The organism is Candidatus Methylomirabilota bacterium (genome assembly GCA_036001065.1).
In the GTDB taxonomy this organism is placed as follows: domain Bacteria; phylum Methylomirabilota; class Methylomirabilia; order Rokubacteriales; family CSP1-6; genus MNEF01.
In genome coordinates, this window is the sequence record DASYUQ010000189.1 from 1 (window position 1) to 22,410 (window position 22,410).

The 22,410-nt window shown below is 72.2% G+C and carries 23 protein-coding genes and 1 tRNA gene; 6 read left to right on the forward strand and 18 right to left on the reverse strand.

The features are described 5' to 3' along the window. Positions 1–400 precede the first annotated feature (400 nt). Positions 401–476: transfer RNA gene (locus tag VGV13_18455), tRNA-Val, on the reverse strand. Positions 477–982: 506 nt separating this feature from the next. On the opposite strand from VGV13_18455, the gene VGV13_18460 reads away from it, so the two are divergent. Further along, the gene (locus VGV13_18460; protein ID HEV8643072.1) at positions 983–2,101 is read left to right on the forward strand and encodes a glycosyltransferase; all 1,119 of its coding nucleotides are present in this window, start codon (positions 983–985) and stop codon (positions 2,099–2,101) included. 56 nt (positions 2,102–2,157) lie between these two features. Continuing rightward, entirely contained in the window at positions 2,158–2,793 is a 636-nt protein-coding gene (locus tag VGV13_18465) for a polysaccharide deacetylase family protein (protein ID HEV8643073.1), read from the forward strand. Here VGV13_18465 and VGV13_18470 read toward each other — a convergent pair. Continuing rightward, entirely contained in the window at positions 2,748–3,236 is a 489-nt protein-coding gene (locus tag VGV13_18470; GenBank protein ID HEV8643074.1) for a helix-turn-helix domain-containing protein, read from the reverse strand. The genes VGV13_18465 and VGV13_18470 overlap by 46 nt on opposite strands. A 214-nt stretch (positions 3,237–3,450) precedes the next feature. Between VGV13_18470 and VGV13_18475 the strand changes: the two genes are divergently transcribed. Together VGV13_18475 and VGV13_18480 are read left to right on the forward strand one after the other, a co-directional pair. Beyond that, on the forward strand, positions 3,451–4,830 hold the full coding sequence (locus tag VGV13_18475) for an MATE family efflux transporter (GenBank protein HEV8643075.1): 1,380 nt from the start codon (positions 3,451–3,453) through the stop codon (positions 4,828–4,830). A 39-nt stretch (positions 4,831–4,869) separates the two neighbouring features. Then, on the forward strand, positions 4,870–5,307 hold the full coding sequence (locus VGV13_18480) for a PaaI family thioesterase (protein HEV8643076.1): 438 nt from the start codon (positions 4,870–4,872) through the stop codon (positions 5,305–5,307). A 10-nt stretch (positions 5,308–5,317) separates the two neighbouring features. On the opposite strand, the gene hpnJ is transcribed toward VGV13_18480, so the two are convergent. The 15 genes from hpnJ to VGV13_18555 all read right to left on the reverse strand — a co-directional run bounded on the left by hpnJ (position 5,318) and on the right by VGV13_18555 (position 20,147). Next, the gene (hpnJ, locus tag VGV13_18485) at positions 5,318–6,754 is read right to left on the reverse strand and encodes a hopanoid biosynthesis associated radical SAM protein HpnJ (GenBank protein ID HEV8643077.1); all 1,437 of its coding nucleotides are present in this window, start codon (positions 6,752–6,754) and stop codon (positions 5,318–5,320) included. Positions 6,755–6,794: 40 nt separating this feature from the next. After that, the gene (locus VGV13_18490; GenBank protein ID HEV8643078.1) at positions 6,795–8,483 is read right to left on the reverse strand and encodes a glycosyltransferase family 39 protein; all 1,689 of its coding nucleotides are present in this window, start codon (positions 8,481–8,483) and stop codon (positions 6,795–6,797) included. A gap of 38 nt (positions 8,484–8,521) precedes the next feature. Beyond that, positions 8,522–8,893 (reverse strand): EamA family transporter, encoded by a 372-nt coding sequence (locus VGV13_18495; GenBank protein HEV8643079.1) that lies wholly within the window; start codon positions 8,891–8,893, stop codon positions 8,522–8,524. 1 nt (position 8,894) lies between these two features. Beyond that, the gene (locus tag VGV13_18500) at positions 8,895–9,308 is read right to left on the reverse strand and encodes a hypothetical protein (protein HEV8643080.1); all 414 of its coding nucleotides are present in this window, start codon (positions 9,306–9,308) and stop codon (positions 8,895–8,897) included. Positions 9,309–9,419: 111 nt separating this feature from the next. Next, positions 9,420–10,082, reverse strand: a complete 663-nt coding sequence (locus VGV13_18505; protein ID HEV8643081.1) for an ABC transporter ATP-binding protein — start codon at positions 10,080–10,082, stop codon at positions 9,420–9,422. Positions 10,083–10,088: 6 nt separating this feature from the next. Further along, entirely contained in the window at positions 10,089–11,315 is a 1,227-nt protein-coding gene (locus VGV13_18510) for an ABC transporter permease (GenBank protein HEV8643082.1), read from the reverse strand. A 117-nt stretch (positions 11,316–11,432) separates the two neighbouring features. Beyond that, positions 11,433–12,704, reverse strand: coding sequence for an NAD(P)/FAD-dependent oxidoreductase (locus tag VGV13_18515; GenBank protein HEV8643083.1), 1,272 nt, complete (start codon positions 12,702–12,704; stop codon positions 11,433–11,435). Continuing rightward, on the reverse strand, positions 12,701–13,789 hold the full coding sequence (locus VGV13_18520; GenBank protein ID HEV8643084.1) for a glycosyltransferase family 2 protein: 1,089 nt from the start codon (positions 13,787–13,789) through the stop codon (positions 12,701–12,703). Before VGV13_18520 ends, VGV13_18515 begins: the two co-directional genes overlap by 4 nt. 7 nt (positions 13,790–13,796) lie before the next feature. Beyond that, positions 13,797–14,906, reverse strand: coding sequence for a beta-ketoacyl synthase N-terminal-like domain-containing protein (locus VGV13_18525; GenBank protein ID HEV8643085.1), 1,110 nt, complete (start codon positions 14,904–14,906; stop codon positions 13,797–13,799). Continuing rightward, positions 14,903–16,084 carry a beta-ketoacyl-[acyl-carrier-protein] synthase family protein gene (locus tag VGV13_18530; GenBank protein ID HEV8643086.1) on the reverse strand — a complete coding sequence of 394 codons (1,182 nt, stop codon included), beginning with the start codon at positions 16,082–16,084 and terminating at the stop codon, positions 14,903–14,905. The genes VGV13_18525 and VGV13_18530 overlap by 4 nt, the downstream gene beginning before the upstream one ends. Continuing rightward, positions 16,081–16,356: an acyl carrier protein gene (locus VGV13_18535; GenBank protein HEV8643087.1), complete on the reverse strand. Its 276-nt coding sequence runs from the start codon at positions 16,354–16,356 to the stop codon at positions 16,081–16,083. Before VGV13_18535 ends, VGV13_18530 begins: the two co-directional genes overlap by 4 nt. A 39-nt stretch (positions 16,357–16,395) precedes the next feature. Continuing rightward, entirely contained in the window at positions 16,396–17,190 is a 795-nt protein-coding gene (locus VGV13_18540; GenBank protein ID HEV8643088.1) for a beta-ketoacyl synthase N-terminal-like domain-containing protein, read from the reverse strand. Between the two features lie 17 nt (positions 17,191–17,207). Then, a complete protein-coding gene (locus VGV13_18545; GenBank protein ID HEV8643089.1) occupies positions 17,208–18,362 on the reverse strand; it encodes a beta-ketoacyl-[acyl-carrier-protein] synthase family protein in 1,155 nt (384 codons plus the stop codon). 7 nt (positions 18,363–18,369) lie between these two features. Further along, positions 18,370–19,338 (reverse strand): lysophospholipid acyltransferase family protein, encoded by a 969-nt coding sequence (locus VGV13_18550; protein ID HEV8643090.1) that lies wholly within the window; start codon positions 19,336–19,338, stop codon positions 18,370–18,372. Next, positions 19,338–20,147 (reverse strand): hypothetical protein, encoded by an 810-nt coding sequence (locus tag VGV13_18555; GenBank protein ID HEV8643091.1) that lies wholly within the window; start codon positions 20,145–20,147, stop codon positions 19,338–19,340. Before VGV13_18555 ends, VGV13_18550 begins: the two co-directional genes overlap by 1 nt. A gap of 88 nt (positions 20,148–20,235) precedes the next feature. On the opposite strand from VGV13_18555, the gene VGV13_18560 reads away from it, so the two are divergent. After that, positions 20,236–21,222 carry a hypothetical protein gene (locus VGV13_18560; protein HEV8643092.1) on the forward strand — a complete coding sequence of 329 codons (987 nt, stop codon included), beginning with the start codon at positions 20,236–20,238 and terminating at the stop codon, positions 21,220–21,222. Positions 21,223–21,546: 324 nt separating this feature from the next. Further along, positions 21,547–21,789, forward strand: coding sequence for a hypothetical protein (locus VGV13_18565; GenBank protein ID HEV8643093.1), 243 nt, complete (start codon positions 21,547–21,549; stop codon positions 21,787–21,789). A gap of 8 nt (positions 21,790–21,797) precedes the next feature. Here the strand turns inward: VGV13_18565 and VGV13_18570 are convergent, their stop codons facing one another. Then, entirely contained in the window at positions 21,798–22,250 is a 453-nt protein-coding gene (locus VGV13_18570) for a VOC family protein (GenBank protein HEV8643094.1), read from the reverse strand. Between the last annotated feature and the right edge of the window lie 160 nt (positions 22,251–22,410).

A 22,410-nucleotide genomic window follows, 5' to 3' on the forward strand; every position in this document is an offset into this window, starting at 1 on the left:
CTCGTACCGGTTTACGTCTGTCCGTGCGACGACGACGAGAAGAGGGCTCACGGTAGTCTGTTAGGCAAAAGTGATGCCGCACTCGTCGCCTTGAAAAATCGCGACATTAGCAATTCAGATCGCGGGGCCGCTGCACTAAACCTGTGCACTTTGCACCGATCCTGTGCAGGTCCGTCCGGGACCGCCTGCGAAGGGACCAGGACGGGCGCGTTAGTGGCATAGCGAAATGATACGGCAGCGAGGCGTGAACGCGAAGGGGGTTGGGAGCTCGTGGCCCGAAGCTACGCGCCAGGCGTTCGCTGGGGGGTCCACACCGGGCCCCGCGCAGAGACTTTGAACAGTTTTCGGACACCCGAGGGGGTTGCTCGATCGTCAGCGCGTGCTAAGTCGGTGATTTTGGTGGTGGACGATACTGGACTCGAACCAGTGACCTCTGGCATGTGAGGCCAGCGCTCTGCCAACTGAGCTAATCGTCCCCGGCCGAGAAGTTACACACTCAGCGAGCGCCCGTCAAGCCCAACCCCCGGTGATATGCCCTGAAACGTGCCCGCAACGCCATCACAACGCCTGGCATCCGCCATGCCTAGCGAGGAGTCGTGGCGTTCATCAACTACCTCGACGCGGACGGCTTGCTGGTCTGTCCGACATGTGGGCAACCGATCAAGTTGACGGATGGCGTGGCCCGCCCTGACGGCTGCATGGTTCACGCCGCGTGCTATGCGGAGGCGGTGACGCAGACTGATCCTTGTCAGCCTACGCCCTAGTGCCGTTCCAACTATTCGCGCCTAGGAAGGCACCGTGTACGTCGTTCGTAGACAGATTTAGTATCAACAAGTTGGAACGGCACTAGTGGCGCAGGCGGCCCGCGCCAGCATGTGAAGCCGGCGCCCTGCCGGCTGAGCTGATCCTCCCCGGGCTGAGAAGGCACCGCGGAGACCGCGGGCCTGTCAACCGGCGGTCGCGGTAGGATATGAGGCCTCCCATGCCGCGCGTCCTCATCCTCACCGCCAGCTACGGCTCGGGCCACAACGTGGCCGCCCAGAGCCTGGCCACCGCCTTCGAGCGCGCCGGCGCCTCCCCGACCGTCGTCGACCACTTCCGGGATCTCGTCCATCCCGCCTTCGAGCGGCTCTCGCGCGGGCTGTACTACTGGATGCTGCGCCGCGCGCCGCTGGCCTGGGGTGCGGCGTACGCGCTCGGCGACTGGATGACGAGCGACTCGATGCTCGCCTTCGGCGCTACCCGCCTGGGGGCCGGGCGCCTGGCCGGCCTCCTCCAGCGGCTGGCGCCGGACGTGGTCGTCACCGTCCACGCCACGCCCGCCGTGGCCATGGCCTCCCTCGCCGCGCGCGGCGTGCGCGTGCCACCCCACACCACGGTCGTCACCGACTTCGTGGCCCACAGCCAGTGGATCGCGCCGCACGTCGACCGTTACTGCGTGGCGGCCGAAGAGGTCAAGCACGACTTCGTCGCCCGCGGCATCGCGCCCGAGCGCATCGTGGTAACCGGCGTGCCCGTGCGCGCGGCGTTCGAGACCCCCGGCGATCCCGTGGCGGCCCGGGCCGCCTTCGGCCTCTCGCCGCGCCTGCCGGTCGTGCTGGCGATGGCCGGAGCCCAGGCCTCGCTGGGCCGCCTGCCCGACGTGACCCGCGCCCTGGCCCGCACCCCGTTGCCCCTGCAGGGCGTCGTGGTGGCCGGAACCGACCCGCGCGTCGAGGCGGCGGTGCGGAGCGTCGCGCGGGGCACGGCCATCCGGACGCTCGGCCATGTGCGCGACATCCACCGCCTGATGGCGGCGGCCGACCTGCTCGTCACCAAGGCCGGAGGCATGACGCTGGCCGAAGCGATGGCAGTCGAGCTTCCGCTCGTCCTCTACGGCTCGCTGCCCGGGCAGGAGCGCCGCAACGAGCGCTTCGCGTCACGGTGCGGCATCGCGCTGGTGGCGCGCGCGCGCCGGGATCTTTCCCGCGTCCTCGAGCGCGCGCTCACCGAGCCGCGGCTGCTCGAGCGGCTCCGCCGGCAGATGCGCCGCCGGGGCCGGCCGGACGCCAGCCGCCGCGTCGTCAGCGTCGCGCTCCAGCGCGAGGAGATCCTACCCTGAGCCTGGCGCGCCTCGCGCTCGGCGCCGCCGTCGGGGTCTGGGTCGGGTATGCCTGGGTGCCCCACCTGCTCACCGCGGGCTGCGCCTGGCGCGGCTCGCCCGCCAAGCGCCGCATCGCGTTGACATTCGACGACGGCCCCGACGCCCGGTGGACGCCACACATCCTCGAGATCCTGGAAGAGCGCGGCGTGCGAGGAACGTTTTTCCTGGTCGGCGGCCGGGCGGCGCGCGCGCCCGACGTGGCCCGGGCCATCGCCGCCGCCGGGCACGAGATCGGCAATCATAGCTGGTCGCACCGGAGTCTCTGGTTCTGCAGCCCCGGGCAGACCGCCGCCGAGATCGGCCGCGCGCACAACTTCCTCGGCTATCTGACGGGCCAGGAGCCCCGCCACTTCCGCCCGCCCTGGGGGATGGTGAACGCGGCGATGTTCGGCGCGCTGCGGCGTTACGGTGAGCGCTGCGTCTTCTGGTCGATCCAGGCGGAGGGGCTGCGTCGCCGGCCGGCCCCCACGCAGGCCCAGTACGTTCTCCGCCGCGCGCGACCGGGCGCGATCGTCGATCTGCACGACGCCGAGGGCGTGGCCGGAGCGCCCACCCGGCTCGGCCAGGCGCTGCCGGTGATGATCGACGGGCTGCGCGCCGCCGGCTACGACTTCGCGACGGTGGCCGAGCTCCTCGACGACGCCCGCTGACGGGCGCGGTGGCGGCGCGGCGCCCGCGCGAGCTTCACCCCCGCACCCTGCACCCGCCGGCTGCATTCCGGGCAGAAGTAGACGAGCTTCACCGCGTGCCCGCAGTCCTCGTTCACGAGCGCGGCCTGCGGATATACGTGATGCGCGCCCCACTGCGCCAGGGCCCCCACGACGAGGCCCAACTCCCGCCCCTTGTCGGTCAGCGCGTACTCCGCGCGGGGCGGATGATCGGAGTACAGGCGGTGTTCGACCAGGCCGTGCGCCTCCATGCGCTTGATCCGCTCCGACAGGATGTTGGGCGCGATCCCCGGGAGCGACGCCTGGAGGTCCTGGAAGCGGCGCGGCCCGGGCAGTAGATCGCGGATGACGAGCAGCGTCCATCGCTCGCCCACCAGCTCGAGCGACTTCGCCACCGGACAGACTTGGCCGTAGCGCCTGGGCATGGCTCGATTATAGCGCGGCGTCGTCGAAAACAGGAGTGATTGACAGAAATACTAGTCACTAGTATTTTACAAGTTATGCCCGAACGGGGGGGTAATCATGACCTGCGCCGCCGAGCCCTCAATGGGCTTCGGGCCAGGCACCAGCAGCTCAACCCCTTCAAGTTCATCATCTACTCGGAGTGGGCGGGGACCGCCCTGCTGCCGGTTGAGTAGTGTGGGGCATCGCGTTGGGGCCGCCGCCGGGCCGCTCGCCGGCCGCACCCGTCTGCTCCTGGAGGCGCCGATCGCCCCCACGCTGCTGCGCCTGGCCGCGCCAAACGTGGTCGTCATGGCCGTGCAAGTCGTGGTGAGCGCCGGCGAGGCGTACTTCGTCGGCTGGCTGGGCGCGGACGCGCTGGCGGGCGCCTCGCTCGCGTTCCCGCTGATCATGCTGATGCAGACGATGTCCGCCGGCGGGATGGGAGGCGGCGTCGCCTCGGCGATCGCGCGCGCTCTGGGGGGCGGCCGCCGGGGCGATGCCGACGCGCTGGTGGCCCACGCGGTCGTGATCTCGCTCGTCATGGGAGTGGGCTTCACGACGGCGCTGCTTCTCGGGGGACCGGCGCTCTACCGCGCGATGGGGGGCACGAGCGGCGCGCTCGCTGCCGCCCTGGCGTACTCGGACGTCGTGTTCGGTGGCGCGCTGGCGTTCTGGCTCTTCAACACGCTGGCCAGCGTCGTCCGGGGCACCGGGAACATGCTGCTGCCCGCGGGCGTCGTCGTCGGTGGGGCGGCGCTGACGCTGAGCCTCTCGCCGACCCTCATTTTCGGTCGGGGCCCGATTCCTCCGCTGGGCATCGCCGGCGCGGGCGTCGCCGTCGTCGCGTACTACAGCGTGGGCACACTGGTACTCCTGGGCTACCTTCTGTCGGGCCGGAGCCTCGTGCGGATCCCGTTCTTCGGAGTCCCCTTTCGCCGGGCGCTGTTCTGGGAGATCCTGCGCGTCGGGGCGCCGGGCGCGCTCAACACGATCCAGACCAATCTCACGGTCGTGCTGCTCACCGGCCTCGTCGGCCCCTTCGGTACCTTCGCCCTGGCCGGCTACGGGATGGGCGCCCGGCTCGAGTACCTACAAATTCCTCTGGTCTTCGGCTTCGGCTCGGCGCTGGTGACGATGGTCGGAACCAACGTCGGTGCGGGCCGCCAGGCCCGCGCCGAGCGCATCGCCTGGGTGGGCGCCGGCATGGCGGCCACCGTGACCGGCGCCATCGGGGTTTGCGCGGCCCTCTTTCCCGGCGCGTGGCTCGGTCTCTTCAGCGCCGAGCCCGAGGTTCTGGCGGCGGGCGCGGCATACCTTAGAACCGTCGGACCCGCCTACGGCTTCTTCGGACTCGGTCTCGCCCTGTACTTCGCCTCGCAGGGCGCCGGCCGGCTCCTCTGGCCGCTCGTCGCCGGCTTCAGCCGGCTCGTCACCGCAGCCGCGGGCGGCTGGGTAGCGATCCACTGGCTGGGCGGTGGGCTCGGCGCGCTGTTCGTGGCGATGGCGCTGGCCTTCGTAGTCTTCGGAGTCACGCTCACACTGGCCGTGAAGCGTGGTGCGTGGCGATCGTCATGATCTTCCCGATCGTCCGACATCCACGCTAAGGTAGACCCCATGCCCAGACTGCTGGACCTCATCCAGATGATGGTGCGCCGCGAGGTGCCGCCGCCACCGATCGCCGAGCTGGTGGGCTTCACCCTCACCTCCGTCGAGCCCGGCCGGGCCGTGGTGGAGCTCGAGGCCACCGAGCGCCACGCCAACCCCATGGGCACGCTGCACGGGGGGGTGCTCTGCGACGTGGCCGACGCCGCCATGGGGATCGCCTACGCCAGTACCCTCGGCGAGGCCGAGACGTTCACGACCCTGGAGCTGAAGATCAACTTTCTCAAGCCGGTCTGGAAGGCCAAGCTCCGGGCCGAGGGCCGCGTCGTCAAGGCCGGGCGAACGGTCGGTCTCGTCGAGTGCGACGTGCGGGACGATCAGGGAGAGCTCGTCGCCCGGGCGACGAGCACGTGCCTGACCCTGCGAGGCGGGCAGGCGCGCGGGCGCTGAGCGGTGGCGCTCAGGTCGCGGCCGGGGCCTCCCGTCGCCGCGAGAGGAAGCGGAGGAACTCCACGCCCTCCTTCAACCGCCGCCGGCCCACCACCGGGTCGCGCACCATCTCGGAGGCTATCGCGAAGATCTTCCGCGGGCGGAAGTAAAAGCGCCGGTAGAACTGCTCGACGGAGGCGAAGATCTCCGTGCGCGGCAGGTGCGGGTAGCCGATGACGGCCGTCTGCACGCCCCGGCCATCGACGAGGTCGGCCGCCGCCAGCCAGCCCCGCTCGAGAGCGTCGCGGTAGAGCGCCGTCCCGGGGTACGGAGCGGCCAGCGACACCTGGAGCGTGTCGGGATCGATCTCCTGGGCGAACCGGATGGTCGTCTCGATCGTCTCCCGCGTCTCCCCCGGGAGCCCCATGATGAAGGTGCCGTGGACCTTGATGCCGAGCGCCTTGGCCTGCTCCGTGAACTGCCGGGCCCGCTCGACGCGGATCCCCTTCTTGATGTTGTTGAGGATGGCCTGGCTGCCCGACTCGTAGCCCACCAGCAGCAGCCGGAGCCCGTTGTCCTTCAGGACCTGGAGCGTCGCGGAGGGCACGTTGGCCTTGGCGTTGCACGACCAGGTGACGCCGAGCCTGCCGAGTCCGCGGGCGATCGCCTCGGCGCGGGGCAGGTCGTCGGTGAACGTGTCGTCGTCGAAGAAGTATTCGTTGACCTGCGGGAAGAGGCGCCGGGCGCGCGCGATCTCGGCCACGACGTGCTCGACGCTACGGGTGCGGTAGCGCTGGCCGCCGACGGTCTGGGGCCACAGGCAGAACGTGCACTTCGACCGGCAGCCCCGCCCCGTGTACAGCGACACGTAGGGGTGGAGCAGATAACCGATGAGGTACTGCTCGACCACCAGATCGCGATGGTAGACGTCGACCACGAACGGCAGCGCGTCCATGTTCTCGAGCGGCGGTCGCTCGCGCGTCCGCTCGAGCCCGCCGTTGACGCGATAGGACAGCCCGGGGATCGAGTGGAGCGGCCGGCCCTGCGCCACCTCCTGGATCGTGAAGTCGAACTCGCTGCCGCAGACGAAGTCGAGCGCGCGCGACGCGGCCAGCGCCGCCTCGCGCTGGACGGCGACGTGGGCGCCGATCAGGCCGATCCGCAGCCCCGGGTTGGCGAGCTTGAGCGCCTCGGCGACCCTGACGTCGTAGGCGAAGGACGGCGTGCTCGTATGGAGCACGGCCAGCTCGTAGTCGCGGGCCAGCGGCACGACGTCCTCGAGCGCGAGCCCGGCGGGCGGCGCGTCCACGAGGCGACTGCCGGGCACCAGGGCGGCCGGCTGGGCGAGCCAGGTCGGATACCAGAACGAACGGACTTCCCGGCGGGCCTGATACCGGGAGCCGGCGCCGCCGTCGAAGCCCTGGAAGGACGGCGGGTGCAGGAAGAGGGTGCGGAGGTAGTCGGCCATGAGTCTCCTATTTATTTATACCGGCTTCCGGGCGCCCCCATCAGCGATTCACGTAGAGCCGGCGCCCCCCGGAGGCGGCGACGAGCCGGGCGCCGGGCAGGCCGGCGGTCATGCTCCCCTCGGGCGTGCGCGTCGTCACCACCCAGACGCGACGCTCGCTCTCCCAGGCCCGCCGCAGCCGCGCCGGCTCCCAGACGATCTCCCCGCCGCCATCCAGGGTCGCCCCGAAGGCGAGCACGCTTCGCCCGCCGTCGACGATCACCGGCCGCCGCCCGGCGTACCACTCGAGCGCGCCGGAATTCTCCAGGGGCCCCTCGTGCGCCACCACATCGTCGGGGCCGGCCCGCCGCGCCACCTCCACCGCGAGCGCGCGCACCGCGCGATGGGCCGACACGCGCGCCAGCCCCGCTGCCACGCAGGGCAGCACGGCCAGCATCGCCGCCAGGACGACCGCCGGACGCGTCCACGTGGGTCCCCGCCCCGCCACCGCCGCCAGGAGCCCCAGAACCGCGGCGGCGCCGCCCAGGCTCACCGCCGTCGCGCCGAACAGCGGACGGATCGCCTCCCACGGCGGCAGCGCGGCGGCGTGCCCGGCGACTGCGGCCTTGCGGGTGGCGACGTCGGTCACGCCCAGCACGTGCCGGACGAACGCATCCCCGCCGCTCGCCCACGCGACCGCGCACGCCGCCGCGATCACCGCGAACACCAGCGCGTGGGCGATGACGAGCCGGCGCCCGCCCGTCGCCAGCCAGGCGCGCGCGGCGAGCAGCGCGATGGCGGGATAGGCCGGCAGGCCATAGTGCGGCAGCCGGAACGGCGAGAGTGCCGTGAGGGCCAGCACCGCCACCGCCCACAGGGCCAGCGCAACCCACGGCAGCTCGCGCGGCTCCCGCCAGGCGCGGCGTCGGACGAGCGCGGCCGTCGCCAGCGCGGCCGGGATGATCCAGGGCGCCGCGCCCACGCCGGCGACGATCAGGAACTGAGCGGCGGAGAGCGGCACGTCCTCGTCCGGGAAGCGGCGCGCGCGGGCCACGTTGAGAAGGTGATTGTCGACGACCGTGTACCACGTGAATCCGGGGCTCCGCAGCTCGGCCACCACCCACCAGCCGAACGCGAGGAGCACAGCGCCGGCCACGCCCGTCCAGGGCAGCCAGCGGCCGACGGGCCGCGCGCGCTGGCCGAGGGCCAGGGCCAGGCCGATGACCACGGGGGGACCCACCGCGCCCACCGGGTCCTTGGCCAGCGCGGCGAGCCCGAAGCACGCCAGGCCCGCCGCGACCCAGGCCCGGTGCCCGTCCGCCAGCCCCACGAGGGCCAGGGCGAATCCCCACGCCAGCGCTGCGACGAAAAGCGTCTCGGGGCGCACGTAGCGCCCATAGGCGAAGAAGCCCGCGCTTGTCAGCAGCGCGCCCCCCGCGATGACGCCGCCGCGGACCCCGAGCAGCCGCGCGCCGAGCCAGGCGGTGGCGCCCACCGCCGCCAGCGCCGCGAGCGCCGGCACCAGGCGTGCCGCCGCCTCACTCTCGCCGGCCAGGGCGAACGCGCCCGCGATCAGCACGTAGAGGAGCGGGGGCTTGTCCACGTAACGGACGCCGCCGAGGCGCAGGTCCAGCGGATCGCCGGAAGCGTAGAGCTCCCGTGCGATCTCGGCGTGCATGCCCTCGCCGGGGTCGTCGAAGGGCACCCCGCCGAGACCGACGAGCAGGAAGGGCGCCGCGACCAGCACCACCGCGGCCGCGGTCCTCCCGGCACCACGCCCGCCCACGGTCAGCTGCGCGAGACCAGAAGGACGCCGGCGACGATCAGCCCGATCCCCGCCCAGCGCGTCGGCGTGACGGGCTCTGCCAAGAGGAATTGGGCCAGGAGCGCGACGACGATGTAGTCGATCGCCGTCAGCGGCAGCACCAGGCTCACGTTCGCCCGGGAGAGCAGCGTGAGATACAGGAAGAAGAAGGTCGCCTGCAAGGCGACGCCCGTCAGCAGCCAGGGATTCGACACAGCGCGCCCGACCATTCCGGCCAGCCGATCGGCGGGGGCCTCGGTCAGGTCCCCCACGAGCTTCATGCCCTTGGAGAGCATGACGTGGCCGGCGCCGCCGATGATGGCCGCGATCAGGACCAGGACGAAGGTCTTCAGCATCTCACAGCGCCTTGGCGATGGTGTCGAGCACCGCCCGCTCCACGCTCCGGTCGTTCGAGGTGAGCGGCTCGTCCTTGTCGACGAAGAGGATGCGCTCCCGCTTGAAGAGGAGCCGCTCGACGGTCACGGCCGTCCGGTTGCCGCCGACCGCCTTGACCCGCACCTGCAGCCGATGGCGCGTGCCCTTCTCGTAGACGCCGTAGTTCTCCCCGTCCACCTGGCGGGATTCGGTCGTGATGAAGCCGATCGTGCGGTCGGCCCTGTCGATGTCCCAGCCGAGGTGCTTGAGAACCGACTCGGTCACCGTCCACATGCGGTCAACGGACTCCGGGAAGGTCCGCGTCAACGGCTCGGCACCCAGCGCGGCGGCCGGCATGACCAGCGTGAGCACCAGTAAGACCGTCAGACCTTTCATGTCTCGCCCTCCTTGCCAGCGTTGTCTAGTGCCGTTCCAACTATTCGCGCCTAGGAAGGCACCGTGTACGTCGTTCGTGGACAGATTTAGTATCAACAAGTTGGAACGGCACTAGACCAGCGTCCCATTCTGGAGCCGGAAGACGGCGCTGGCGCCCCCCACCGCGTCGGGACGGTGGCTCACCACCACGACCGCCGCGCCGGCGCGCGCGCGGGCCCGGAGCGCGTCCAGGATCGCCCGGGCGTTGGCGTCGTCCAGGTTGCCGGTCGGCTCGTCGGCGAGCAGGAGCGGCGGATCGTTGAGCACCGCCCGGCAGAACGCCACCCGCTGCTGCTCGCCCCCCGAGAGCTGGGGCGGATAGTGGTCGCGCCGCTCCAGCACCCCCATCTCGTCGAGCAGGGCCAGCGCGCGCTGTCGCGTCGCCGGACCCGCCCGTCCCCCGTAGCGCGCGGCCAGCAGGACGTTGTCCAGCGCCGTGAGCGAGGGCAGGAGCAGGAACGACTGGAAGACGAAGCCCACGAAGCGCCCCCGGGCGCGGCTCCGGGCCGAGCGGCCCAGCGCGTTCACGCGCTCGCCGCCGAACCACACGTCGCCCGCATCGGGATCCTCCAGGAGGCCGACCAGGTTGAGGAGCGTGCTCTTGCCCGAGCCCGAGGCGCCCAGGATCACCACCAGCTCGCGGGCCGCCACCTTGAGATCGATGCCCTTCAGCACCGGAATCGGCGCGCCGGACGGCGCCTGATACGTCTTCACCAGCCCCTCGGCGCGGAGCATCAGCGATCAGGCGCCCCGTCGAATGGCTTCGGCCGGCGACAGGCGCACCACCCGGAGCGTCGCGTAGACCGCCGCCGCCGCGCCCAGCAGGACCGAGAACCCCAGCGCGCCGACGAGAAGGCGCGGCGAAAATAGGAACAACTGCTGGCCGCTCTGCCCCGCCCAGCCGTCGATGGAAACGCCCAGGACCAGCGCCACGGCCACGCCGACCCCGCCGCCGGAGAGCGTGACGCCCACCGCCTCCGCCAGCACTTCGCGCCCGAGCTGCGCGTCGGTCGCCCCCAGCGCACGCTTGATGCCGAAGTCGCGCAGCCGCTCGAACACGGCGGCCGCAATGGTGTTGGCGACCGAGAGGCCACCGATGACGAATCCCAGGGCGCCGATGCCCACGATCAGCGACGAGAAGAACGCCGTCGACGAGCGGAGCAGGCGGCTCAGCTCGCTCGGGATCTGGGCGTTCACGCCGGGCACGCGCTCGCGGATTCTCTCCGCCAGGGCGTCCGGATCCTCGCCCTCGCGCCAACCCACCGCGGCGCCCGTGTTGAGGTCCGCCGCCCTGAGCGCCGCCGCGCCCGACGCCAGCACGGTCCGAAGCAACGGGTCCTTGGCCACCCACTGCCGGCGGGCCTCCGCGATCGGCACGATCACGAAGCGGTCGGGCGCCGTCAGCATGCGCTCGAGCACGCCCACCACCTCGTATGCCTCGCCCTCGAGGGTGATCCGCGAACCGACCGCGAGCCCCCGGGAGGCGGCGAACGCGGCGCCGGCCACGGCCACGCGCTGATCGCCCTCACGGAGGAAGCGCCCGGCCCTCACCGGAAGGGTCCGGTAGTGGCGGTTGGGGGTGGGCACCGAGAGGTCGACGCCCAGCACCAGCTCCTGGGTGAGCGTCATGAACTGGGACGTGGACGGGTTCAGCGGCAGCATCACCTGCGGCTGCACCACGGCCACACCCGGCACCTCAGCGATGGCCCGGATCGTCGCGGCCGGCAGCAGGCCGCCGGCGGTGAAGCCGGCGCCCATGCCCATGCCGCGCCCGGCCACGGATATCTGACCCAGCACGAAGCGGTCGCCGCCCTCGATGAAGCGGACGATGCGCTCGCTCATGGCGCCGAGCGCCACCAGCCCGGCCACGCCGATGGCGATGCCGGCGATGGTGAAGGCGTAGCTGCGGAGCGCGCGGGCGATCGTTCGCGCCATCTCACGCCCGGAGGCTCCCACGGCCCTCTTCATTGCCTCGCCTCCGGCGCGCGTCGCCGCCGGCTCCGCCGCCGCCCTGCGGCTCGCACGACTCTATTCATCGGCTCGCCTCGGACGGGCGGGGCCCAACCCGCCGCCCTGCGGCTCGCACTACCATTCCAGGCGGGATTCGATGGGGAGGCCGGCGCGCCGGCGGAGCCACGTGTGGACGCGCGCCAGCCCGAAGAAGATCGCCAGCGACAGGCGCGTCCGCCATGTGAATCTAATAAAGCTTCCACCCGAGAGCACGTTCAGCACGGCCGTGTACACGCCCAGGTAGTTGCGCGGGTGCATGAACAGATCGAAGAACGCCGGCTCGTAGTACTTGTGGATGAAGCGGAAGAGCGGCGCCACGCCGCGGCGCACCCGCCGCTCGTACGCGGTGAATCGCGAGGCGTGGAAGCGGCCGTCCTTGAACGCCTGCAGAATGGCCTCGGCGGCCAGCTGGCCCGACCGCATCGCGATGTAGACGCCGCCCGAAAAGATGGGATCGACGAACGTGATGGCGTCCCCGACCGCGACGAAGCGCTCACCGATCACGGGCGAGTTCGCGTACGAGAAATTCGCGACGCGGTGCACGGGCGTGACGCGCTCCGCGCTGGCCAGCCCCCCAGCGACCGACTGGCAGCGCCGGATCATGTCGGCGTAGAGCTCCTCGGGCGAGCCGCTCCAGGCCTGAACCGTCCTGGCGTGCACGACGGCGCCGATGCTGGTGAGGTCGCCGGCCAGCGGGATCCACCAGAACCAGCCGGCGTCGAAGACATAGATGCGGATGTTCCCCTCTTCCTTGCCGGTGAGCCGGTCGGCGCCGCGGAAGTGCGAGAAGAATGCCACCTTGCCGAGGTTGGGGATGCGAACGCGGCGGCCGATCCGGGAGGCGAGAAACCCATCGCGGCCGCTCGCGTCCACGAGCATGCGGGCGCGCACCACCACCGGCGCGTCGGCGGTCGTGGCGGCCACCGTGACCCCGGCGGCGTCCATCTCGGCCGTCTCGACGGTGGCCGGCTGATATACCGTCACCCCGCGCGTGCGGGCGTGGTCGAGCAGCATGGTGTCGAAGTCGGCGCGCGGAACCTGATACGAGTAGTTGGGCCACGCCTGGCCGGGCAGGAAGTAGAACGTCTGGGAAAGCTCCGCTTCCTCGTCGACGAACATCGCTCCGTACTTGATTTGGAACCCCGCCCGCTCCACCGCCTCGCGCGCGCCGAGCTGCTCGAGCAGCAGCATGACCGCGGGCATGAGGGACTCGCCCACGTGGAAGCGCGGAAACACTTCCCGTTCGAAGAGGGCCACCCGCAGGCCGCCGTTCGCGAGGAAGGTGGCCGTCGACGAGCCGCCCGGTCCCCCGCCGACGACGACGACGTCGTACGAGCTTGCCGTCATGACAGGCCGTGCGTCGTCACGGGCGTGCGCGACTCTGGCGCGACCTCGGAGGTGTGGATGAGCGCGTCCAGACGATCCTGCGAGTAGAGTCGCCGAACGAGCGGGGTGACCAGGTCGGGCAGAAGCCTCCCGGCCAGCGCCTGTGCCATCGCCAGGACGAGGAGCAGCGGCAGGGCCAGCGTCGCCCGCGCCGCGACCGCGGCCCGCCGCCGCCGCGGGTGCCGCCACCAACCGGCCAGCCGCGCGCTCACTCGGCGCACCGCCTCCGCCGTCAGGGCCACGCCCCACGACGCGAACGAGTCCCCGTAGGCGGCACCGGCCTCGAGCATCGCCGCGTGCCGGACCCGCCGGCGCGCAGGGCTGCAGAGCGCCGCGACCTCGCCGAGGGCGGCCCGCGTCTCGGTCACCCAGCGCTTCAGCACGCGTCCCGCGAGGTAAGCGCTGATGGCCAGGCCGTCGCCGATCGGCCGGAACCGGCTGCGCCGGGCCGCGCGGGCGATGACGGTGATCGCGACCTCCCTGATAGCGATCGAGCGGGCCGCCGCCGCGATCAGCACCTCCGTCTCGAAGACGAAGCCGCCCCGCCGCGGCTGCAGCTCGTCGAGCCCCGCCACCGGATAGACCCGGAATCCCGACTGGGTGTCACGCAGGCGCAGCCCGCCGGCCCAGTCGACGAAGAACCCGGCCACCCGGATCGCGTTGAGCCGGCCGGCGGGAACGACGTCCCCGGCCTCCCCGTCGGACCCGACGCGGCTGCCGATGATGATCGCGCGCGGGGATTCCCGGGCCGCCGCCAGCACGGCCGGCAGATCCCCCGGGGCGTGCTGGCCGTCGCCATCGAGGGTGACGACGTGCGTGGCCCCGCGCTGCCGCGCCATCACCATGCCGGTGCGGAGCGCCTGCCCTTTGCCCAGCCGCCGCCGGTGGCGGATGACCTCGCCGCCCGCCGCGAGCGCGATGGCCGCGGTCCCGTCGGTCGAACCGTCGTCGATCACCAGCACCGGGCCGTACCGGCGCGCCGCGCTCACGACTCGTCCGACCGTCGCGGCTTCGTTGAAGGCGGGAATAACGATCCAGGGGTTCATGCGCAGCTCAGGCTTCCGCGCCGGGCCCGCCGACGACCAGTGCCACCTGGGTGCCGCCCCGCGCGACCGCGTGGACGAGGCCGCGCCCACGCTCCACCGGCCGCAGGGACGGGCCGCCGTCGGCCGCCTCGGGCAGCAGCCCCGAGCGCGCCGTCCACGCTCCGGCGGCAACCGCCAGCGCGCCCAGCCCCGCATGGCGGCCGAGCAGGGGTGCAAGCGACGTGCGAGACGGACGGTGAGGCGCCAGCGCCTCGTCGAGCAGACGCCGTTCCCAGACGTCCCGGGCCTCGTCGCCGCTCGCCGACGCGTACACCCACCGGATCGAGGCGGCGTCGGCGCCGGCCGCCTGGAGCGCGGCGGCGATGGCCGGCGAGGCGCCCGACCGTCCGATGCCGTGCGGGCGGGCGGGCAGCGCGCGCCACGCCGCGCCGGCGATTTCGCCGAGCACCCGCGCGCCGCGCTCGAGCGCCGTCGCCTCGGACTCCAGCACGAGGAATGTCGCCCCTTCGCCACGCCTGTCGGAGCCGGCCCGAAGCTCGGTCAGCATCTCGGACAGAAAGGGATCGAGCTGATCCGCGCCTCCCGCGAGGATCGCGCGGGCCCGCCCCCCGGCGATCGCGGAGGCCGCCCGCGCCACCGCCAGCTCCCCCGCCACCACGGGCGCGTTGAGCGTGAGCGACATCTCCTTCGCGGCCACCGCGATGGTGGTGGCCGCGGCCATCGTGTTCATCACCGTGTTCGGGAAAAGCAGCGCCGAAAGACCCGTCGGCCCCGAGCCGAGATATCCGTTGGCAAACTCCATCGTCGAGCGCAGGTCGCCGAACTCCGTACCGATCACGAGGCCGAGCTCCCGTCCCGGGGGCAGCGCCGCGTCCTCGAGCGCCAGGCGCGCGGCGGCAACCGCCAGCTGGCACACGGGGGAGAGCCGGCGCGCCTCCGCCTCGTCGAAGAAGGCCGCGAGCGTCCCGGCCGGGATCTCCGCCACCGGCGCGGCAAACCGCGGGGAGGCGCCCAGGACCACGCGGGGCTCGCGGAGATACGCCGCCAGCGCTGCCACCCCGCCGGTGAAGGCGGCGTTCACGATCCCCGCGCCGGTGACGAGGACGCGCGGGCTCACGGGCGGCGGAAGAGCAGCGTGACGTTCTGGCCGCCGAAGCCGAACGAGTTCGAGATGGCGCACTCCAGGGAGACCTCACGGGCGGCGCCGGGCACGCAGTCGAACGCCACCTCGGTATCGGGCGTCGTCAGGTGCGCGGTGGGCGGAACCGTCTCGTGCACGAGCGCCAGCACCGTGGCCACGGCCTCCAGGCTCCCCGCCGCCGCCATTGTGTGGCCGATCATCGACTTGGTGGAGCTGACCAGCAGGCCTCCGTCGCCGAAGACCTCGCGCAGCGCGCGCGCCTCGATCCGGTCGTTCTGCAGCGTCCCCGTACCGTGCGCGTTGGCGTACCCGACCGCGCCGGGCTCCACGCGCGCCCGGGCCAGCGCCGCCTGCATGGCGCGCACCATGCCTTCCCCGGCCGGGTGGGGTGAGGTGACGTGGAAGGCGTCGGTCGTCATCCCGTAGCCGGCCAGTTCGGCGTAGACGCGGGCGCCACGGGCGCGCGCGTGCGCGGCATCCTCGAGGACGACGAACGCCGCGCCTTCGCCGATCGACATCCCGCGCCGGTCCCGGTCGAAGGGGCGGCAGGGCTCGGGGTCGAGCAGCCGAAGCGCGTTGAAGCCCATGAAGCAGAGGCGCGTGAGGGCATCGGCGCCGCCGGCCAGCGCCGCCGGCACAACGCCGTCGGCCACGAGATCGGCGGCGACCGCCAGCGAGGCCGCGCCCGAGCTGCACGCGGTCACGATCGTTTCCCGGGGGCCCTCGAGCCCGAGCCGAGACCCGATCACCTCGGCGTGCGACCACGGCAGGATCGAGCGCAGCGCCGCCTGCGGCGCGCGCGGCCGGCGACCGCCACGCTTGAGCGCCCAGTACCACGCTTCGCCCTCGAGCATGCCGCCGCCCACGGCGCCCACGATCAGCGCCATCTCCCGTCGCTCGCGAGCCCCGAGGCCGGCGTCGTCCAGCGCTTCCCGGGCGGCGCCGAGCGCGATGCGATCGCCGCGCGAGCGGCGCGCCGAGCCCGGCAGCGGCCCCGGGACCTCGGCCGCGATGCGGCAGCGAAAGCCCTCCGCTTCGATCAGCGTGACCGGACGGATGGCGCACGTGCCCGATCGCACGCCGTCCCAGTAGGCCTTGACCCCCACGCCGAACGGGCTGACTGCCCCGAGGCCGCTCACCACGACCTGCGTCATGGAGTCTTCACGCGCTCCGCGATGAACCGGCACAGCGTCCCGAACGAGGCAAAGTGCTCGGCCAGATCCTGCGACTCGTCGATCACGATGCCGAACCGCTCCTCGATGGCGATGCTGAGCTCGATGAAGTCGAGTGAGTCGAGGCCGACCGAGCCTTCGACGCCCTTCGGCAGCGCCGTCTCGAAACCGACGTCCGCCACACGCCGCGGCTCGAACTTGAGCCGGGTCACGAACAGCGTCTTCAGCTCGTCCAGGACTTCCTTTGGTTCCATGCCCCCCTCGTTCAGGTCGCCGCGAGTTGTCCGATCATCTCACCGCTGGGGTCGCGCTGGCGAGCGCTCGCCGCGCAGGGCCAGCCGGCGCCCGCGCCACCGGCCCGTCAGCTCCCAGGGATCGTCGCCCGCCGCGCGGGCCAACGCCAGACCGATCAGCGGCGCGCAGGCGAAAGTCTCGCCCGCGCGCCGACGCACCGTCTCCTCCAGCCGCGACGCCCGTTCGGCCGGCCCTGCCCTCACCCCGCTGTCGCTCGGAAGGAGCAGCGCGCAGGCCGCCGACTCGACGAGGGGTCGCTCCACCAGCCAGCGCCCCCGCCCGTAGAGGTCCGCGCACTCCGCGAATGTCTCGACCGCCAGCACCAGCGCGCGCGCACAGGCGCCCTCGGCCAGCATCCGACCCGCCTGCCAGAGCGCCTCGATCGTGGCCGCCGCCCCGCCGATGAGGATCACATAGGGCCCCCTGAGCCCGAACTCGATCGTGACCTCCGCCGGGACCGCGCTCGGCGCGGTATAGGGAAAGTACAAGGCGCCCCCGCTCTCTCGCCCCCCGGCTCCCGCCGCCTCGATGAACGCCCGGTTCGACGCGCCGTAGGCCCCGGCGGTGACGTAGATCAGCGCCGTGTCGCCGCCCTCGATGGCCTCGGACCCGAGCCCGGCCTCGCGCAGCAACGCGTAGACGGCAGCGACGCCGGAGAGGCACTCCCGGGTGGCCCGCCGGAACCGCTCGCCGCCGAGCGGCGGCGCCGCGAACGGAATCAGCGATCGGCTCCCCGCCGCGCGCCGCGCGTCGACGGGCAGCGCAGCCAGGCCCTCGCCCCATCCGGTCAGCACGCCAACCCCCGCGACCCTCACCCCAGACGCCCTTCCACGACGAGCGCCGCGTTGCACCCGCCGAAGCCCGCCGACGTGCTGAGGCTCAGGCGGGGCCGGGCCGAGCGCGGCGAGAGCGGCACGTAGTCGAGATCGCACTCAGGGTCGGGCTCTTCGAGCCCCAGCGTGTGGGGGATGGTGCCGTGGCGCGACGCCAGCAGGCACATGATCGCTTCCAGAGCCGCGGCCGCGCCCATGGTATGCCCGAGCCCGCCCTTGATGGAGTTGATCGGGACCTGCCGCGCCCGCGCGCCCAGCACGCGCTTGAGCACCCCGGTCTCGATCCGGTCGTTGAGCGGCGTGGCAGTGCCGTGGGCGCTCACGAAGTCGACGTCGCCCGCGGTCACGCCCGCCTGCCTCATGGCCGCGCGGATCGCCGCCTCCAGGCCGCGCCCGTCGGGATCGGGGGCCGCGATGTGCGAGCCGTCGCTCGCGCTGGCGTGTCCGAGCAAGCGTCCCAGACGCTGGCGGGGCGCGTCGGCCTCCCGTGCCAGGAGGACCAGCGCCGCGCCCTCGCCGAGCAGCAGGCCGCTGCGGCGCCGGTCGAAGGGCCGCACGCGCTCGCGCGTCAGGGAGCGGAGGACGTCGAATCCCCGCATCACGAAGCGGCAGAGCACGTCGTACCCGCCGGCGACGACGAGATCGGCCCGATCGTCCCGGAGCAGATCGGCACCCACTCCGATGGCGGTGGCGCCGGACGCGCAGGCCGTCGAGACGGTGAGCACCGGGCCGCGGACGTCGAGCCGCCGCGCCAGCGCGCGCGCCGGGCTGTCATAGAGGCCGCCCGCCGCCCGGCGGGCCGTCCGATCGGGATCGAGCGCGCGCTCCAGCTCCTCCACCCCGCCCAGCGCAGTGCCCACCACGATTGCGCGGCGGGCGGGCGCGGCGTCGAGGCTCGCGCGCGCCAGCAAGTCCGCGGCCGCCGCGTAGAGCAGCCACGACGCACGGCAGCCGTCGGGCGGCGCGCCGTCGGGGAGCGACAGCTTTTTGATCTCCCCGCCCCGGCGCACGCGCAGGTCACCGACCGGGAAGCGCTCGATCACCGAGGTGCCGTCGCTGCCGGTGACGAGTCCCGACCAGAAGGCCTCGAGATCGCTCCCGATCGGCGTGATCGCGCCCGCCCCGACGATCACTACCGGCTCAGTACGCAGGGGCGCCGCTCCAGACGTCGAAGAAGTTGAACCACTGCTCGGGGTGGGCGCGCACGACGCGCTCCAGGACCGCCACCCACTGCGCGAGGGCCGCGTGCTCGCCGCCCGGCGGGACGTCGATCGGGTCGCCGACCTCGATCGTGTAGCGGCGGTCATGCCCCAGGACGCAGAAGCTCGGCACGACCCGCACGCCGGCGGCCCGGGCCAGCACGAAGGGGCCGATCGGGAACCGCGCGTCGGCGCCGAAGAACGGCACGGCGACGTCGCCGCGGGTGCCGAGAGCCCGATCGCCCTGCATCGCCACCACCTCGCCCCGCCGGAGCGCGGCGAGGAGCGGCAAGGCCGACGTGTGATCCCGCCGGACGACGAAGCGTACCGGGGCCGGCGCGCTTCTGAGGAAATGCTCGACGCCGGGATCCGGGTCGGCCGCCACGACGACATGGGTGGGACGGCCGCCCTGCAAGGCGAGCAGACGCCCGGCCAGCTCCCAGTTGCCCAGATGCGCGGTGAGCACGACGATCCCGCGCCCGCTCCGGGCCGCCGTGTTCAGATGGGGCAGCCCATCCACGCCGGCCAGCAGCGGTCCCAGCGTCAGGGCCCGCCGATTGGCGGCGATCAGGTCCGCGAAGCACATGGCGAAGTTGCGGAAGACGTCCCCCACGAGCGCCGCCCGGACCGCCGGCGTCGCCCGGGGGAGGATGCGGGCGACGTTGGCGCTCACCACCGCCCGCTCCACGCTGAATCGCCGCGCCACGACCGCGGCGATCGCCACGGCCAGGCGCAGCCGCGCGGGGCGGGGCAGCGCCGCCGCCGCGAGTCCAGCCGCGCGGTAGACCACCAGGCGATTGAAGCCGTGGGCGTACCAGCGGGGCGGCAGCAGCCGCGGCCGGCCCGAGGCGGGGCCGGGCGCGGCGATCCCGGCCGACCGCAGCATGCGCGCCAGCGAGAGCGTCGTCATCACAGGAGCGGCGAGTAGTACATGCGGAAGACGCGGATCACGCCCGGCTCCGTGTCGTGCACACGGGTGGCCCAGAAGCGGCGCTCGCCGTCGTCGAAAGTGATCACGCCGGGCCGGTCGGGATCGTTGGGATCCCAGACCGTGAGCTCGATCCCCGGCCCGGCGGCCCGGTACGCATACGCCACCACGGTGTGATTCAGCTCCACCTTCGGCAGGTTGGTGACGAGGAGTTGGACGAGCCTCCCTCCCCTGAGCTCGCTGACGATCTCGTCGGCCACGCTCTCCTGCTGGCCGCGGGTGACGGGAAACGTCACCCGCCAGTTCGTCCAGTGCACGAGCGTCCAGAAGCGCGAGCCGAGGCCCGCCTTCACCGCCGCCTCTTCGGCGCCGGAAAACTCGCGCAGGCTCGCGTACCCGGGGATGACGATCCGCGCCTCGGGAGGCAGCGGGGCGCGCCAGGGTGGCAGCGCCGCGATGTGCCGCACGCGCTCGACGTACTCGTCGTGGCTCACCTTGGGAGCGTCGGGGTCGAAGCGGGCGAAGAGGAAGAACTGCCGGAGCCCGCGGGCGAGCACGAAGCAGTAGTTGGCGTAGAGGTCGGCGGCGCCGGGATTCCGGGCGCGGATCTCGTTGCGGAACGCGAAGGTATCGCGGGCGAAGGCGAAGCCCGGCGTGGCGACGCCCGGGCCGGGCGCGACGGGCAGGCCCCCGCGGGCGCCGGCGCAGGCCGCCACCGCGAGGAGGATCGCGGGGAGCAGGACGACGGTGCGACCGGAACCTACCGGCGGACGAGCCATGCGCACACGCACGCTGGTGCTCAAGCCCTCTTACCCTAAATGGCTTGATCCGCCATCGTCAAGAGTCGGAGGCGTGTGCTATTGTCCGACGGACCGTTCGATGAGCCGAACGATCGCGAAGCTGTACCGCCTGGCCTACGACGGCGTCCTCAGCCGGCTTCCGGAGCCGATGGCCATCGCGGTGGGACAGACCGCGCTGCGTGTGCTGCCCTTCGACCGCCTCGCGGCCTTCCGCCTGGAAGACCCGCGCCTGGCCACCACGCTGGGCGGTGTGCGGCTGCCCAACCCGCTCATCCTCGCGGCGATGTACTACGACCGCCGCATCCTCGCCCGCGCCATGGGGCTCGGCTTCGGCGCCGTCACGACCAAGAGCATCACCCGGGAGCCCCGGCCGGGCCACCCGCGGCCCAACCTCGTCCGCATCCGTACCGAGGCCGGTCCCGGCCTCGTCAACTGCAACGGCTTCCAGAACCCGGGGCTGGAGGCCTTCCAGCGCGCCATTAGCCAGCTGCCCCATCGGGTACCGCTGATCATCAGCATCGCCGGCGAGTCCGCCGAGGCCTACCTGGAGCTCGCCCGGGCCCTGGCACCGGCCGCCGACCTCGTCGAGCTGAACATCTCCTCGCCCAACACCAAGCTCGTGTACACGTGGAGCACGCGCCCGCGCAAGCTCCGCGACCTGCTGGAGCAGGTCCGGGCGGTCAGCGCGGCGCCCCTGATCGTGAAGCTCTCCCCGGACTTCGCGGAGGCCAACGAGCGCGAGATCATCCCGGCCGCACTGGAGGCGGGCGTGCGGGTGATCAACTACGGCAACGCGCGCCGGGTGGAGGAGCCCCGGCTGTCGCAGGGCGCCGGGGGGCTCTCGGGCCCGGAAATCTTCCCGGCAACCCTCGCCCATGTCCGTCGCACCCGCGCGCGCTTCGGCCCGGCCCTGGACCTCATCGCCACCGGCGGCGTCGACACGCCCGACAAGGCCCTCCAGCTCCTCGACGCGGGCGCGACGGCCATCGGGTATTTCACCGGATTCATCACCCGGGGCCCGGTTCTGGCGCGGCAGATCCTGGAACGGCTCCTCGAGCGGCGGTGAGGACGGGAAGTTGCGCACCGCTTGTCCACATGTCCACAGGTATCCACAGACGGAGAAATCGCACGGACTGACGCGCTCTCGCGGACGGACCGCGAAAATACGACGGTCTGTTCATCCACAGACGGCGGAGCACGAAGATTTCCGCGTCTGGGCGCGCCTGGCTTGCGCGGGCACGCCTCCGGCGCGCATTCGGCGCGGCTAAACGAGACCTTGACACTTCGCGAAGCTGACTCGTAAGGTGAGCGGGCATTTTTACGAATCTGCAAATGCGACGCGCCGCGACGGCGACGATGCACTTCGGACGCGCCGAAAAGGGACGGGCCGATGGAAAGCAGCCGAAAGCCGCTCGCGAAGGTGGAAGGTCGTCGACGCATGCGACTCAGCGGGCTGACGGTGGCCTGGCGTGGCACCCCGAACCTCGATGACTGGGTCGCCTATATCGCCAACGGTACTCGATCCAAGAAGCCGATCCTGGCGGATCACGCGTCGGAACGGAAGGTCAAGACGCTCCTGTCACGGCTGCAAAGCCTCTCCCGGAAAGAGATTGAGAAGCTCGCGAAGGGCTGACCGCGCGCTCAGAGCCTGAGGGGCCCCGCAGTCGCCACCGACCCGGGATCCGCGCGCCAGATGGCCGGGTCGGTGTCCACGTAGAGTTCGAGGCCGTTGCCGTCGGGATCGTCCAGGTAGATCGACTGGCTCACGCGATGGTCCATCAGGTGCAGCTTCTTGAGGCCGTGGGCCTCCAGATGGGCCTTGGCGGCGCGAAGCTCCTCGAGGCTGTTGCCGATCTTCAGCGCCACGTGGTAGAGCCCTACCGCGCCCGGCTCGGCCTGGGGCGCCTCGGGGCCGACCTCCATGACAGCGATGTCGTGGTGGTTCTGGCCCGTCGAGAAGAAGGCCATCGGCCGACCGAAGGTGCCTCGGGCCACTTCCTTGAGGCCGAGCACGTCCCGGTAGAACCGCGCCGAACGCTCGAGATCCTTGACCTTGAGCACCACATGTCCGACCCGCTCCACCCTGATCGCCATGGCGTGGCTCCTTCGCCCCCTAGTGCCGTTCCAACTTGTTGATACTAACCCCGATCCGAAATAAGCTCGCAGGTGAAAGCGGCACATGGCCGCGAACATGGGCGGTGTTCAGGAGATGGTTCGACCGCAGCCAGCGTCTCTATAGGAGGACGTGGGTGCG

Coding starts and splice junctions, on each gene's coding strand:
- VGV13_18460 (HEV8643072.1), top strand. CDS start 983: ATGCCGCGCGTCCTCATCCTCACCGCCAGCTACGGCTCGGGCCACAAC.
- VGV13_18470 (HEV8643074.1), bottom strand. CDS start 3,236: ATGCCCAGGCGCTACGGCCAAGTCTGTCCGGTGGCGAAGTCGCTCGAG.
- VGV13_18480 (HEV8643076.1), top strand. CDS start 4,870: ATGCCCAGACTGCTGGACCTCATCCAGATGATGGTGCGCCGCGAGGTG.
- hpnJ (HEV8643077.1), bottom strand. CDS start 6,754: ATGGCCGACTACCTCCGCACCCTCTTCCTGCACCCGCCGTCCTTCCAG.
- VGV13_18495 (HEV8643079.1), bottom strand. CDS start 8,893: ATGCTGAAGACCTTCGTCCTGGTCCTGATCGCGGCCATCATCGGCGGC.
- VGV13_18500 (HEV8643080.1), bottom strand. CDS start 9,308: ATGAAAGGTCTGACGGTCTTACTGGTGCTCACGCTGGTCATGCCGGCC.
- VGV13_18505 (HEV8643081.1), bottom strand. CDS start 10,082: ATGCTCCGCGCCGAGGGGCTGGTGAAGACGTATCAGGCGCCGTCCGGC.
- VGV13_18510 (HEV8643082.1), bottom strand. CDS start 11,315: ATGAAGAGGGCCGTGGGAGCCTCCGGGCGTGAGATGGCGCGAACGATC.
- VGV13_18515 (HEV8643083.1), bottom strand. CDS start 12,704: ATGACGGCAAGCTCGTACGACGTCGTCGTCGTCGGCGGGGGACCGGGC.
- VGV13_18520 (HEV8643084.1), bottom strand. CDS start 13,789: ATGAACCCCTGGATCGTTATTCCCGCCTTCAACGAAGCCGCGACGGTC.
- VGV13_18530 (HEV8643086.1), bottom strand. CDS start 16,084: ATGACGCAGGTCGTGGTGAGCGGCCTCGGGGCAGTCAGCCCGTTCGGC.
- VGV13_18535 (HEV8643087.1), bottom strand. CDS start 16,356: ATGGAACCAAAGGAAGTCCTGGACGAGCTGAAGACGCTGTTCGTGACC.
- VGV13_18550 (HEV8643090.1), bottom strand. CDS start 19,338: ATGACGACGCTCTCGCTGGCGCGCATGCTGCGGTCGGCCGGGATCGCC.
- VGV13_18560 (HEV8643092.1), top strand. CDS start 20,236: ATGAGCCGAACGATCGCGAAGCTGTACCGCCTGGCCTACGACGGCGTC.
- VGV13_18565 (HEV8643093.1), top strand. CDS start 21,547: ATGGAAAGCAGCCGAAAGCCGCTCGCGAAGGTGGAAGGTCGTCGACGC.
- VGV13_18570 (HEV8643094.1), bottom strand. CDS start 22,250: ATGGCGATCAGGGTGGAGCGGGTCGGACATGTGGTGCTCAAGGTCAAG.